General features: G+C 73.0%; 12 protein-coding genes. 2 read left to right on the top strand and 10 right to left on the bottom strand.

Translation table 11 applies throughout. The features are described 5' to 3' along the window. Positions 1-7: 7 nt before the first annotated feature. Genes ACIBF7_RS11250 through ACIBF7_RS11240 form a run of 3 tightly spaced genes read right to left on the bottom strand, consistent with a single transcriptional unit; the run spans position 8 to position 2468 of the window. The gene (locus ACIBF7_RS11250; RefSeq protein ID WP_397197013.1) at positions 8-1108 is read right to left on the bottom strand and encodes an NAD(P)/FAD-dependent oxidoreductase; all 1101 of its coding nucleotides are present in this window, start codon (positions 1106-1108) and stop codon (positions 8-10) included. Then, positions 1105-1293 (bottom strand): ferredoxin, encoded by a 189-nt coding sequence (locus tag ACIBF7_RS11245; RefSeq protein WP_219544573.1) that lies wholly within the window; start codon positions 1291-1293, stop codon positions 1105-1107. The genes ACIBF7_RS11250 and ACIBF7_RS11245 overlap by 4 nt, the downstream gene beginning before the upstream one ends. After that, positions 1290-2468, bottom strand: coding sequence for a cytochrome P450 (locus ACIBF7_RS11240; protein ID WP_397197012.1), 1179 nt, complete (start codon positions 2466-2468; stop codon positions 1290-1292). The genes ACIBF7_RS11245 and ACIBF7_RS11240 overlap by 4 nt, the downstream gene beginning before the upstream one ends. 188 nt (positions 2469-2656) lie before the next feature. Here ACIBF7_RS11240 and ACIBF7_RS11235 point away from each other — a divergent pair, with 188 nt between their 5' ends. Next, positions 2657-3820 carry a VLRF1 family aeRF1-type release factor gene (locus ACIBF7_RS11235; RefSeq protein ID WP_397197011.1) on the top strand — a complete coding sequence of 388 codons (1164 nt, stop codon included), beginning with the start codon at positions 2657-2659 and terminating at the stop codon, positions 3818-3820. Between the two features lie 121 nt (positions 3821-3941). After that, the gene (locus ACIBF7_RS11230; RefSeq protein WP_397197010.1) at positions 3942-4898 is read left to right on the top strand and encodes a cyclase family protein; all 957 of its coding nucleotides are present in this window, start codon (positions 3942-3944) and stop codon (positions 4896-4898) included. Between the two features lie 60 nt (positions 4899-4958). Here the strand turns inward: ACIBF7_RS11230 and ACIBF7_RS11225 are convergent, their stop codons facing one another. The 7 genes from ACIBF7_RS11225 to ACIBF7_RS11195 are packed head-to-tail and all read right to left on the bottom strand — an operon-like array spanning position 4959 to position 13438. Then, complete coding sequence (locus ACIBF7_RS11225) at positions 4959-6236, bottom strand: ROK family transcriptional regulator (RefSeq protein ID WP_397197009.1); 1278 nt, start codon at positions 6234-6236, stop codon at positions 4959-4961. 22 nt (positions 6237-6258) lie between these two features. After that, a complete protein-coding gene (locus ACIBF7_RS11220) occupies positions 6259-8085 on the bottom strand; it encodes a glycoside hydrolase family 9 protein (protein ID WP_397197008.1) in 1827 nt (608 codons plus the stop codon). Next, positions 8082-9050 (bottom strand): N-acetylglucosamine kinase, encoded by a 969-nt coding sequence (locus ACIBF7_RS11215; RefSeq protein ID WP_219544576.1) that lies wholly within the window; start codon positions 9048-9050, stop codon positions 8082-8084. The genes ACIBF7_RS11220 and ACIBF7_RS11215 overlap by 4 nt, the downstream gene beginning before the upstream one ends. Then, positions 9047-10309, bottom strand: a complete 1263-nt coding sequence (locus ACIBF7_RS11210) for a 6-phospho-beta-glucosidase (protein WP_219544577.1) — start codon at positions 10307-10309, stop codon at positions 9047-9049. Before ACIBF7_RS11210 ends, ACIBF7_RS11215 begins: the two co-directional genes overlap by 4 nt. Continuing rightward, entirely contained in the window at positions 10306-11127 is an 822-nt protein-coding gene (locus tag ACIBF7_RS11205; RefSeq protein WP_308248885.1) for a carbohydrate ABC transporter permease, read from the bottom strand. Before ACIBF7_RS11205 ends, ACIBF7_RS11210 begins: the two co-directional genes overlap by 4 nt. Continuing rightward, on the bottom strand, positions 11124-12089 hold the full coding sequence (locus ACIBF7_RS11200) for a carbohydrate ABC transporter permease (RefSeq protein WP_261808636.1): 966 nt from the start codon (positions 12087-12089) through the stop codon (positions 11124-11126). Before ACIBF7_RS11200 ends, ACIBF7_RS11205 begins: the two co-directional genes overlap by 4 nt. Beyond that, positions 12089-13438, bottom strand: a complete 1350-nt coding sequence (locus ACIBF7_RS11195) for an extracellular solute-binding protein (RefSeq protein ID WP_148032411.1) — start codon at positions 13436-13438, stop codon at positions 12089-12091. The genes ACIBF7_RS11200 and ACIBF7_RS11195 overlap by 1 nt, the downstream gene beginning before the upstream one ends. Between the last annotated feature and the right edge of the window lie 68 nt (positions 13439-13506).

Here is a 13506-nt window from a genome sequence, read left to right as displayed (position 1 = left end):
GGAAACTCTACGCGGCGGCCCGGCGCAGCCGCGGGATCGGGATCCGGTGGTTCAGCGCCACGGCCACACCGGCGCGGGACCAGCGCATCAGGCCCGGCTCCAGGTGCTCCGGCTCCCCGTCCACCGGGAGATAGCCCACCGCCTTGAGGCTGAGCCCGAACTGTTCGGTCCAGAAGTACGGCTGGAACCGCAGCGGCGGCGCCCCGTCCCCGCGCACGAGGGCGGCCGCGGCCACCTTCGCCTGCTCGATCGCGCTGTTCCACAGCGGGACGCGGCGCGGCCCGTACGGTGTCGGGAACGCCGCCAGGTCGCCGACCGCCGCGACGCCGGGGCGGGCCAGCCCGCGCGCGTCGACCCGGACGACCCCGCCCGCGGCGAGGCCCGTGCCCGCGAGCCACTCCGTGTTGGGGACGTCACCGGCGGCCGACACCAGCAGCTCGGCCTCGACGACCGCGCCGTCGTCCAGGACGACGCGCACGCCGCCCCCGCCCCGCTCGACCCGCGCGGCGCCGGTCTCCACGACGGTGAGCCCAAGCTCCCGCGCGGCCTCGCCGAAGACCCCGGCCAGGTACGGTCCCAGATGCCCGATCAGCGGCACCCCCTGGGAGACGAGCGTGACCTCGCACCCCGCGGCCAGGCACGCCGAGGCGATCTCCATGCCGAGCGGGCCGCCGCCGGCCACGACCACGGACGGGCTCGCGGCCAGCCGGTCGCGCAGGGCCAGCGCGTCGTCCAGGCCACGCAGCGTGTGCTCCTCGGGCAGGCCGGACAGCCGCCGCGCGCGGGCCCCGGTGGCGATCACGAGCCGGTCGTACGGCAGTTCGGTGCCGTCGCCGAGGGTGACGAGCCGGCGCTCCAGGTCAAGCCCGCGAGCCCGGACCCCGAGAAGCTCGGTCGCCCCGTGCGTGGCCGGCGGGAGCTCGTGCGCCGCTCCGCCGCCGTCGAGCAGGAGCGCCTTCGACAGCGCGGGACGGCTGTAGGCGGCGTGCGGCTCGTCGCCGACGACGGTCAGCTCCCCGTCGAACCCGCTCGCGCGCAGCGAGTCGGCCGCGGTGAGCCCGGCGACGCCGTTGCCGACGACGACGACCCGCCTGATCCGCGTACTCACGCGAGCCGCAGGGCCGCCACCGGGCAGACCCGGACGGCGGCGCTGGCCAGCGGGACCTCGGCGTCGCCGATCTCCTCGCGGTCGAGCACGAGCTCGCCGTCGTCGTCGAGGTGCATCAGCTCCGGCGCGGCCTCCTCGCACAGGCCGTGCCCTTCACAGCGGGGACGGTCGAGGACGATCTTCATACCGGGACCACCTCCAGGACGGGGAGCTCCTCGATGCTCCGGGTGACGTTGCTCGGCACCCGCACCTCGGGGCCGACGACGAGCCGCCGCACGCGGCGCGCCAGGGCCTCGATGACCGCGTGCGCCTCCAGCCGGGCCAGCCCCTGGCCGGCGCAGCCGTGCGGGCCGTAGCCGAACGACAGGTGGTCGACCGGGTTCCGCTCGACCAGGAACGCGTCGGGGTTCTCGTAGTGGCGCGGGTCCCGGTTGCCGGCCCCGAACAGGATCGCCACCTGCGCCCCCGCCGGGACCACGACGCCGTCGATCTCCACGTCCCGGGTCGTACGACGTCCCCAGGCGTGCAGCGGTGCCCAGTAGCGGAGCACCTCGTTCAGCGCGGCCGGCACCAGCGACGGGTTCTCCCGCACCAGCGCGAGCTGGCCGGGGTGCGCGGCGAAGAGCGCGACGACGTTCCCGATGGCGGCGATCGTCGTGTCGACGCCGGCGCCGAGATACTGGTGGATGATGTGGCCGGCCGTGCCCGGCGGGATGTCGCCGCGCGCCTCGGCCTCGAAGATCCCCCGCCCCACCGAGCCGGGCGCCAGATCATCGGCGGTCACGCCCGAGCACCAGCCGTACAGCTCGCCCGCGATGGGGAAGCTCTCCGCGGTGCGCCGGTTCATCGGCCCGATCACCTGCATCGCCGCCTGTCCCCAGCGCAGCATGTTGTCGCGGACGTGACCGGTGAACCCGATGAGATCCGCGACGACCTCCAGCGGGAACGCGCGGGCCAGCGCGTCGATGGCCTCGAACGAGCCCCGGTCGACCAGCTCCCCGACCAGCGCGTCGGCCTTGGCGTCGATGCCGGACTTGAGCCCGCGCAGCGCCCGCGGCGACAGGTTGGCGGTCAAGGTCGCCCGCAACTGGGTGTGCACCGGCGGGTCCGAGGACAGGGACGTGCCGGTCAGCGCCTCGTTGACCATCGGGTTGAAGCCGATGGCCCCGGCGGAGGAGAAGCTCTCCCAGTCGCCCAGGGCGTTGCGGATCACGTCGTACCTCGTGAGCGCGTACACGTCGTTCGCCGGAAGGCGGACGACGCCTCCCAGGTCGCGCAGCGCCGCGTAGGAGGGGTAGGGATCGACGAGCACCGTGTCGTCGAACAGGTCGAGATCGGAGACGGGGGCGGAGTCGGTCATCGTTCACCTCGGGTCGGTCATCGCGTAACCCAGTGAAGCGACCGGCGTCACATCAGGCAAACGCATGTTCTGTATGGATGGACATGAATGCGATGCATGGCGAATGCGCCAAACACCTCAAAACGGTGCGAAGCGGACACGTTCGGGTAGGGAGCAGCTCACAGCCACCGGGGGAAAGGATGAGAGTCTTGGCGGCCATCGAGGAACTGGATGACAAGGCCCTGCTGGAGCTGTCGGGGCGCACCGACGCGGCCGGGGTGCTGTCGGTGTACGTGAACGCCGATCCGGGCGGGGACCGGAACGCCGCGGCGATCGACCTGAAGAACCGCTACCGGGAGCTGCGGCGCCGGGTGGCCGAGGAGGGACCGGCGGAGCGCCGTCGCGAGGTGGTCGCCGCGCTGGACCGGTTCGGCCCCGAGGTGGAAGAGCTCGCCGCACCCATCGAGTCCGGCCGCGGCCGGATCGCCTTCGCCGCGCTCGGCGACGACTGGGTGGTACGCCTGGACAGCCAGATGCCGGTGCCGAATCGGGTCGTGCTCGACGACGGCCCGTTCGTCCACCCGTTGCTGGAGTTGCTGGACGAGGGCCGGCCTGCCGGGGTCGTGCTCGTCTCCAGCGACGACGCCCGGCTGCTGGAATGGCGGCTCGGCCGCCTGCGGGAGGTGAGCCGGCTGGAACAGGAGGACCTGGAGGCGCCGCACGAGCGGGCCGGCCAGATCGGCGGTGGACCGGCGGGCCAGTACAACACGCCGATGCGGGAGCAGCGCAAGGCCCGCGAGCGGGCCTGGGCGCAGCGGTTCCTGGACCGGGTGGCGGAGACCGTCACGAACCTGACCGAGGAACGGCGGTGGGAGCGGATCCTCGTCAGCGGTGGCGATCAGTGGGCCGAGATCCTCGCCGGCAGGCTCCCGGAGCCCTTGCGGGACCGGGTGATCCGGGACACGCGCGTGCTCGCCGGGCTCGACGACTCAGGGCTGCTGGCCGCGGTGACCGAACGGCTCCACGCCGAGCACACCGCGAGCGAGCGCCGGCTGCTCGAACAGGTCCTGGACGCCGGGCTGAGCAAGAAGGGCGCGCTGGGCCTGTCCCAGGTGGCCGGGGCGCTGAACGAGGGTCGGGTCGCCCACCTGGTCTACGACCCGGAGGTACGTTACGTCGGCTCGGTCGACGCCGACGGTCTGCTGTACGCCGGCGAAGAGACCGGCGCCCAGCCTCACACGCCCGAGCCCCGGCTGAACGAGCGGCTGGTGGAACGGGCCCTCGCCACCAGCGCCCGGGTCAGCCCGATCGAGGGGGCCGGCGCCGGAGTCCTCGGCGACGCCGGAGGCATCGGCGCCCTGCTGCGATGGTGAGGCATGCGGCGGGCCCCGGGATCGTCCGCCGTCACGATTGACTCGCTGGTTCCTGAGGGAGCGAGCGGGATACCCTGCCTGCGGTGTCTCCAACCACGCGACCGGAGGAGTCGATGCCGGGATGACGGCAGGGCGACCGGTGCCCACGCAGGACGACGTGCTCGGATACTTCGACACGCTGTCGAACTGGGGACGGTGGGGCGACGACGACGAGCTCGGCACGCTGAACCACATCACCGACGACGTCCGGCTGGCGGCGGCGCGGGCCGTGCGCCACGGCAGGAGCGTGTCGTGCGCATGGGAGGTCGCCGTACCGGAGGACATGGAGCGGTCGACGACGGCGTGCCCGTGCGCCGCGGACATGCCGGGTGCGGAGAACATGCCGGCGCCCGGATTCCGTCATGACCGGCACTGGGGCTTCTCGTCCGAGCGGATCGGCGTCACGTTCCACGGCAACACCCTCACCCACGTCGACTCGCCGTGCCACATCTTCTGGGACGGCGCGATGTACAACGGGCGGTCGCACGCGCTGGTCGACGCCGCGACGGGCTCGGCGTGGGCGGCCGTCACGGCGGCGGCGAACGGGATCGTCACGCGGGGTGTCCTGCTGGACGTCGCGAGCGCGCGGGATGTGCCGTGGCTGGAACCGGGGCAGGGGGTGTTCCCCGACGATCTGGAGGAGGCCGAGTGTCGCCAGGGTGTGCGGGTGCGATCCGGCGATGCGGTGCTCCTGCGGACCGGTTACGGCCGCGTCCGGCACGAGACCGGTGCGGTCAGCGGTTTCACCCAGGCCGGGTGGCACGCGTCCTGCCTGCCGTGGCTGCACGAACGGGAGGTCGCGCTGATCGGTGCCGACACCCCCCAGGACGTTCTGCCATCGGGGTACGAAGGCGTGCTGATGCCGGTCCACGCCGTGAGCCTCGTCGCGATGGGTCTGTGGATGCTCGACAACTGCGACCTGGAGGCGTGCGCGACGACGGCTGCCGAACTCGGCCAGTGGGACTTCCACCTCACGGTCGCGCCGGTCCGCTTCGCCGGCACGTCCGGCAGCCCGGTCAACCCGATCGCCACATTCTGACCGCGTTTCTACGACGAGGACGCTCAAGGACCCGGCCCAAGTCGCCGTACGCGACAGCGGTCAGCGGCCCGCCTCGGCCGGGGCGCCGTCGCGGGCGTGGCCGAAGACCTCGTCCCTGACCCGGGCCAGTGCCAGGTCCAGCCCGCCCACCAGCACCGGGTTGCCGTGGACGGCGGAGAGCCGGACCTGCGGCCGGTCGACGTCGAGCACCCGCAGCTCGCGCTCGACGAGGTCGCGCAGCGGCTCGCCCCCGGCGGACATCAGGCCCCCGGCCAGCACCACGAGCCCGGGGTCGACGACCGCGGCGATGGTCGCCAGGCCGAGCGCGACCCGGGAGGCCACCGTACGCAGGCCCGCCGCCGCTTCCTGGGCGGCTCTCCCGGTGCCCTGGGCCAGGCGCGCCGCGGTCGCCACCGACTCGCGGAAGTCGGCCCCGCGCACCCCGTACGAGCGCAGCAGGTCCTGCAGCGCGGGCCCACCGGCCAGCGCCTGGTAGCCGTGGTGGCCGAACCGGCCGCCGTCGCGGGCCGTGGCCGCGCCGGGGATCGGCATGTAGCCGACCTCGCCGGCGCCGCCGAAGAAGCCGCGGTGCAGCCGCCCGCCGATCACGAGGGCGGCGCCCAGCCCCTCGCCGGCCCAGAGCAGCACGAAGTCCGGGCAGCCGGCCGCCGCCCCGTGCGCCTGCTCGGCGAGGGCGGCGAGGTTGACGTCGTTCTCCACGTCGACGGTGACGCCGAGCCCGGCGGTGAGCGTAGGCACCAGATCGGGGATCTGCCAGCCGGGCATGTCCTCGGCGGCGGCGTGGTCGAGCCTGCCGGTCGTGGGGTCGACGGCACCCTGCACGCCGATGACGACGCGGCGCAGCGGGCCCGGCGGTCGTGCCGCCTCCACCGCCGCCCGCAGCCGCTCGACGAGGCCGCCCCCCTCAGGCGGCTGTACGGGGGAAGACGCGGGAAAGGGTGCCGGTGAAGACGCGGGTGAAGGTTCGGGGAAAGGCGCGGGATAGTCGGCCTCGCCGACGACGGCGCCGGTGATGTCGGCCACCCGGACGCCGATCCTCCCCGGGGTGACGTCCAGCGCGGCCACGTACGCGGCGGCGCCGTTGACCCGGTAGACCTCGGCCGTGCGCCCGGCCTGCCCCGTGCGGACGCCGTCGTTGACGACCAGGCCCGCCTCCTGCAGGCGGGCCAGGAGCTGGAACGCCGTCGGCTTGGACAGGCCGGTGAGCCTGCTCAGCTCGGGGCGGGTCAGCGGGCCCTTCTCCAGCAGGATGCGGAGCGCGGCGCGGTCGTTGATCGCGCGCATCAGCCGCGGCGTCCCGTGGACAGGGGGCTTCACGTCACCTCCGGAGTGAGCAGCGTCACGTCAACGTGAGAGCGTACAGGGCGATCGCCGCGAAATCGTCGGCCGGTTCGGAGGCCTGCCAGGAGCGCACGTCGTCGACGAAACGGCTGCCGTGGCCGGTGAACCGCTCGTAGCGGTCCGTGCCGTCCGCCGGGCAGGGCGGCATCTCCTCGAAGTGCCCGCCGAGGCCGTCCTCGAACAGCCCGGCGTCGTTGGGCCCGTTGACGACCGCGCCGGTGGCGGGCCTGCCGGTGATGTTGGCGATCTGGTGGTGCGGGCAGGCGATCGCGTTCTCTCCCACTCCGGCGACGAAGGACACGCCCCACGGGTTCGCGCCGAGCGCCCAGTTGCGCTGCGCCGTGCCGAAGGCGTCGTAGGAGCGGTCGCCGGTCACCGACCGGTACAGGTGCGCGGTGGCGGCCAGGCCGAAAGCATGCGGTACGGAGTCGAACGTGTCATAGAGAGCCCCCGCCCGGAACGGGTCGGCGGCGGCGCGGCGGGCGCCGAGGTCGAGCTGGGCCCGCAGCCCGGCGACCAGGTCGGCCTCGGTGACGGCGAGTCCCTCGGCCCGGGAAGCGCGGATGGCCCTGATCAGGTCGGCGTGGGCCAGAGCGCTCACGTCGTAAAGGTTGAGCGTGTCGCCCTGCTCCTCGTCGAGGTAGCCGCGCGCCCAGCGGGCCGAGTCCGCCAGCCACCGTCCGGCGCGCGGGTCGCGCAGGCGCTGCGCGGCCAGGGCCAGCTCGGCGGCGCCGAGCTGCATGTCGTCGCGCCACACGCTCTCCGGGTAGAAGGCGTGCGGCAGGGAGGTCACCAGCCGGTCCACGCCGGTGGTCCGGGCCATGGCGTAGACGGACGCGGCCTGGTCGAGCAGGCGGGCGGCGCGCGGCCTGGACGGTTCGAGCTGGGCGGCCAGCGCGAAGGCGGCGGCGGTGCGCCCGGCCAGGTTCGGGCTGATCGGCTCGCCGGGGTCGGCGGCGCGGAAGACCGGGCGGTCGCGGATGAACTGGTGACCTTCGGCGTCGTCGCCGTCGTCGGCCTCGGGCAGCCGCCAGATGTCGTGGTCGCCGACGAACGTGCCCTCGGCGTCGCCGGCGCCGATGCCGACCTGGATGTAGAGCGTCTTCGACTCCTCATCCCACATCTTGTCCAGATATTTCAGGCCATGGGCTGCTTCCTTCCTCAAGGCCGGGCTGCTCGCGCCGTCCCGCTGGGCCGCCCACAGCAGCGTGTCCACGTACGCCAGGATGTGGGTGAACTTGAGGTAATCGCCCGCGTCGAACCAGCCGCCCTCGACGTCGACCGGGCCGCCGATCCGCGTCAGACCGCCCTTGATCTGGTCGGTGTCCGGGCCGGTGAACTCGGGCCACGCGTAGACGGAGGCGGCCCGGTCGTTGAGATGACTCGGCCGGCGCACCGCGTCGGCGCCGTCGCGCTGCAGGCCGAGGAAACCCAGCACCTTGGCCGCCGGGTTCCGCGACGGCGCGATCTCGAACTCGGCCGACGTCGCCCCTCCCGCCTTGATCCGGTAGCGGCCGGGCGTGCGCAGCCGGGTCAGGTCGAGGTCGTGGACGTGCGGGTAGCGGCTGTTCCAGGCGCCCCGGTCAGGGCCGGCCCGCCCGGTGAGCACCGTCCGCCCGCGCCCGTCGACCACGGTGAAGCGCCCGGCGGGGCCGCTCGTCATCAGGTACGCGTGCTTGCTCTCGCCCGGCAGGTAACCGACCTGATCCACCCGGATCAGCCCGGTCGCGTCGGCCTGGCGGGCGGGCTGGTCGGTGGCCGCGGCGGGACCGTTCACGGTGGCCAGCAGCGCCAGCGCGAGCGCGGCGGGGATCAGCTTCCTCACGTGCTCCTCCTGAAGTGTTCGCGAACTCGGGCGTGCGCGGCCTCGGCCGCGCCGAGCAGGTCCAGCCCGGCCAGGGCGGCGCCCGCGACCGGGGGAAGGGCGGTGACGAGGACGCGCGCGTGCGGCGCGCTCGCGCCGAGCGAGGTCTCGATCAGACCGTGCAGGTACGGGTCGCGCGCGGTCAGCACGCTGCCGCCGAGCACGACCTCGGCGGGCGTGTCCAGCAGGCCGAGCCGGTCCAGGCACACCCTGGCCATCACCGCGACCTCGTCGGCCTGCCGCGCGACCAGGCCCCTGGCCACGGCATCGCCGCCGGCCGCGACGGCGAACAGGCCCGGCACCAGTTCGTGGAGCCGGGCCGGGTCCAGCTCGCCGAAGTGCAGGGCCAGCACCACCTCCGTGACGCTCGCCGTGCCGAACCGCGTGCGGACCAGCTCGGCCAGCGCCGTGTCCGGGCCGCGCCCGTCCTCCGCGCGGGCGGCATGCCAGAGCACGTGCTCGGCCAGGTCCTCGCCGCCGCCCCAGTCGCCGCTGCGCCTGCCGAGCGCGGGGAAGCGGGCCACCTCGCCGGTGGGGGAGACGCCGGCGGCGTTCATGCCGGCCCCGCACACCACGACGACGCCCCACGGCCGGGACGCGCCCGCGCGCAGCACCGCGAAGGTGTCGTTGGCCACCGACACCTCGCCCGCGCAGCCGCGCGCCAGGAACTCCGCGCGCAGCGCCTCCTCCTCGCGCGGGAAGTCGGCGCCGGCCAGGAAGGCCGCCAGGACATCGGCGTACGGCGCGGCCATGCCGTCGCGCAGCGCCAGGGCGGCGCGCTCCACCACGTCGGCGGCGGCGCTCACTCCGGCGCTCTGCGGCACGAACGGCCCGGCCCGGCCGGTGGCGAGCACGGTGCCGTCCTCGGCCACCAGCGCGAGGTCGGTCTTGCTGTTGCCGCCGTCGACCGCCAGGATCGTCCTCAACGGGTCCCCGCCCAGGGCAGATGCGCGCGGTTGGCCTCCAGCAGCAGCCCGGTCAGCTCGCGCGCCAGATGCTCCTGGCCGACGAGCGGATGGGCGAGCAGCGCGTCGGCGACCCGTTCGCGCCCGCCGCGCAGGGCGGCTTCCAGGGCGAGCGTCTCGTACGCCGAGACGTGCGCGACGAGCCCGGCGTACAGCGGCTCAAGAGGGGCGACCGGCAGCGGCTCCGCGCCCGAAGCGGTGATCCTGGCGGGCACCTCGACGACCGCCTCGTCCGGCAGGAACGGCAGCACGCCGCCGTTGCGCGCGTTGACGACCTGGACGTCGCCGCGGTCGCCGAGCAGCGAGGCGATGAGCGCCACCGCGGCCTCGGAGTAGAACGCGCCGCCCCGCTGCCCCAGCAGCTCCGGCTTGGCCGTCACCGCCGGGTCGGCGTACAGGGCCAGCAGCTCCCGCTCGATCTCCGCCACCCGCGCCGCGCGCGACGGCTCGGTCCGCTGCTCGGCCACCACCAGGTCGTGAGCGTAGAAGTAGCGCAGGTAGTACGACGGCACCGCGCCCAGCCTGGTGATCAGCTCGACCGGCAGCCCGACGTCGGCCGCGATCTCCCGGCCGTGCTCCCGGATCAGGCCGGGGAGCACGTCCTCGCCGTCCAGGAGGACCGACCGCACCCAGGTGAGGTGGTTGAGCCCGGCGTGCCCGAGCGACACCCGCGACGGGTCGGCGCCCAGCGTGGCCGCGAAGCGGCGCTGGAAGCCGATCGCCACGTTGCACAGCCCGATCGCGCGGTGCCCGGCGTCCAGCAGCGCCCTGGTGACGATGCCGACCGGGTTGGTGAAGTCGACGATCCACGCGCCGGGGGCGTGCCGGGCGACCGTCTCGGCGATGTCCAGCACCACCGGCACCGTCCGCAGCGCCTTGGCCAGCCCGCCCGCGCCCGTCGTCTCCTGGCCGACGCAGCCGCAGCGCGGCGGCAGCGTCTCGTCCACCTCGCGCGCCGCCTGCCCGCCCACCCGGAGCTGCAGCAGCACGACCGCCGCCCCCTCGACCCCCGCCCGCACGTCGCCGGTCGCGGTCACGGCGGCCGGGTGTCCGGCCGCCCGCAGCATCCGGCGGGCCATGCCCGCCACCGGTTCCAGCCGCTCCGCGGCCGGATCGACCAGGGCGAGCTCGGTCAGCGGCAGATCCTCACTGAGCCGGGCGAACCCGTCGACCAGCTCCGGCGTGTACGTCGAGCCGCCCCCGACCACGGCGAGCTTCAACCCTTCACCCCCGTCAATGTCACGCCCTCGATGAAGACCCGCTGGGCGAAGAGGAAAACGATGATCACCGGGGCGGTCACCAGCAGGGTGGCGGCCATGGTGAGGTTCCACTGCACGCTGTGGAAGGCCTTGAAGGTGGCCAGCCCGAGGGACAGGGTCCAGCCCTCCTGGTCGACCCCGGCGTACAGCAGCGGCCCGTAGTAGTCGTTCCAGCAGTAGAAGAACGAGAACAGCGCCACCGCCGCGATCGCGGGCCGGGCCATCGGCAGGATGACGCGGAACAGGATCCGCGCGTCCGAGCAGCCGTCCACCTTGGCCGCGTCGGTGTAGTCGCGCGGGATCGTGATGAGGAACTGGCGCAGCAGGAAGATCGAGAACGCGTCGCCGAAGAGCATCGGCAGGATCAGCGGCCACAGCGAGTCCGTCAGGTCCAGCCGCGCCCACACCAGGTAGATCGGCACCGCCACGACCTGCGGCGGCAGCATCATCGCGCTGATCACCACGAGGAACGCCGCCTTGCGGCCGCGGAAGCGGAAGCGGGACAGGGCGTAGGCCGCCGGGATGGACGACACCAGCATGAACACCGTCGCCAGCGACGCGTACAGGAACGTGTTGAGCGTCCAGGTGAGCAGCTCCGAGCGGGCGAAGACGTCGGCGAAGTTGGCCCAGTTCCACTGTTCCGGCCAGAGCCGGCTGGTGAGAGCCTGCTCGTCCGTCATGAGCGCGGTCAGGGTCACGAACGCGACCGGCCCGAGGAACATCAGCGCCAGCGCGATGGCCAGCGAGTGCTGGGCGACCCACATCAGGCGGCGCCTCACGACGTCACCTCCGCCTTGCCGAACTGACGCAGCAGGATCAGCGTGAACAGCATCGCGACCGCGAACAGCAGCAGCGCGTGCACGCACGCCAGCCCCATCGACCAGTCGCGGAACCCGGTGTGGAACAGGTGCTGGGGCAGGGTGAGCAGCGACCCGTCCGGATAGCCGGGGGTGAACGTGGTGCCGGCCGAGTCGGTCGCGCCGGACGCCACCCGGGAGGCGATCATCGCCTGGGTGAAGTACTGCACGGCGTAGATCACGCCGGTGACGGCGGAGAACATCAGCACGGGGGAGATCGTCGGCAGCGTGATGCTGCGGAACTGCCGCCAGGCGCCCGCTCCGTCGATCGCGGCGGCCTCGTACAGATGCCTGGGCACGTCCAGCAGCGCCGCCAGGAAGATCATGATGGTGTTGCCGGCGCCCCACAGGGCGAGCAGGGTGAGGCTGGGCTTGGCCCAGGCGGCGCTGCCGAACCAGTCGGGGCCGGCGATCCCGAACCAGGCCAGCAGCTGGTTGACCGGGCCCGTCGCCGGGTTGAGCAGGTAGACGAAGGCGACCGTGCCCGCCACCATCGGCACCAGCGACGGCAGGTAGAAGATCGTCCGCAGGATCCCGCCGCCGCTCTTCAGCTTGGCCAGCAGCTGCGCCACGCCCAGCGCGAACACCACCTGGGCCGGGACCATGAACACCACGAGCCAGAGGGTGTTCAGCGCCGACTGCAGCACGCGCGGGTCGGAGAAGGCGTAGCGGTAGTTGTCCAGGCCGATGAACTCCAGCGTGAACAGGTCGTACCGGTGGAAGGAGAAGTAGACCGTGGACAGGAGCGGGTAGACGAAGAAGACCGCCACGCCGGCGATCCACGGCGACAGCCACAGCAGGGCGCGCAGGCCCTCGCCGGGCCGCCGGCGCGACGGCCGGGCGAGGGCGTGCCCGCGCCGCGCGACGTGGGTGGAGGCCATCATCAGCCCCCGGACAGCTTCAGCTTGTCGTCGATCCGCTTGTCCACCCCGGCCAGCCCGGCGTCGAGGTCCTTGACCGCGCCCTTCTCCCACTGGATGAGGAAGGTGGAGAAGGCGTCCTGGTTGAAGACGCTGTTGACGCTGGCCGGCATCGACGTCGTCTTCGGGTGGTTGAAGATGTCGAGGAACGTCGCGAAGTTCGCGTCCTTGGCCAGGTCCGGGTGCTCCATGGCGGCCTTGGTGGTCGGTACGTTGCGCAGCGCGTTCGACAGCGTCACCAGCGACTCGGTGTCCGTGGTGAGGTGCTTGACCAGCTCCCAGGCGTGCTGCGGGTGCGCGGCGCCCCTCGGCACGCCGATCACCGTGCCGGCGGTGAAGCCGCTGCCGTACAGCTCGGGCTTGTCGTCGGCGACGGGCAGCGGGGCGGTGCCGTAGTCCAGGTCCTTGGCTTCGGGGTCGTTGGCGATCATGGCGTTGCGCCACTCGCCGTCGAGGATCATGGCGACCTTGCCCTCGAAGAACGGGTGCTCGGCGCCCCACTCGTCGCCCAGGCCCTTGCGGAACTTCTCCAGCTTGTCGTAGCCGTACCAGTCGACCAGTTCCTTCTGCCACCGCAGCAGTTGTTTCCACGCCGGGTCGGAGCCGATGGCCGAGGTGCCGTCGTCCTCGTACCACTTCGCGCCGACCATCGGGCCGAGGTGGCTGGGGGAGTTCTCGTAATACTGGAAGCTCGGGATGAACCCGGCGACCTCGATGTTCCCGTCGGCGTCGCGGACCGTGAGCTTCTTGGTCAGCTCGGTCAGCTCCGACAGGGTCTTCGGCGGCTGCTCGCCCTTCATCAGCGCCTTGTTGTAGTAGAGCCCGTACGCGTCCGCGAGCAGCGGCATCGTGCACCGCCTGCCCTCGAACTCGGTGTAGGCGCGGGCCGCGGCCGGGAGCACGCCCAGATCGATGCCGTCCTGCTCGATGACCGCGGTGAGGTCCTGGAACGCGCCGCTCCTGCACCACTGGGCGACGTTGTCGGTGGTGAACGAGGCCGCCACGTCGGGCGCCTTGCCGCCGCGGATCGCCTGGGTGATCTGGGCGTCCTGGATGCCCTTCTTCGTGGTGACCTTGATCTGCGGGAACTTCGCCGTGAAGCCCGCGACCGCCTCCTCGAAGGCCTTCGTCTCGACGTCGGTGGAGAAGCCGTGCCACAGCTCCAGCGTGGCGGGGGGCAGCGCGGCGGCGGCGGGGCCGGTGCCGCTCGCGGCGGGCTGGGCGCCGAGCGACGGAGGTGCCTCCTTGCCCGCGGTGCATGCGGTGAGCGACAGGGCCAGCAGCCCGGCCGCCACGAGAGGGACGAAGCGCACGAGAGTCTCCTATGAGCTGGTGTGGGGGGTTACGTCGTCCACCAAGAGATAGTAAAGCTTCCTAACTC

Source organism: Nonomuraea sp. NPDC050478, from assembly GCF_044458265.1.
GTDB lineage: Bacteria > Actinomycetota > Actinomycetes > Streptosporangiales > Streptosporangiaceae > Nonomuraea > Nonomuraea ferruginea.
This window is presented reverse-complemented; position numbering and strand designations above follow the sequence as displayed.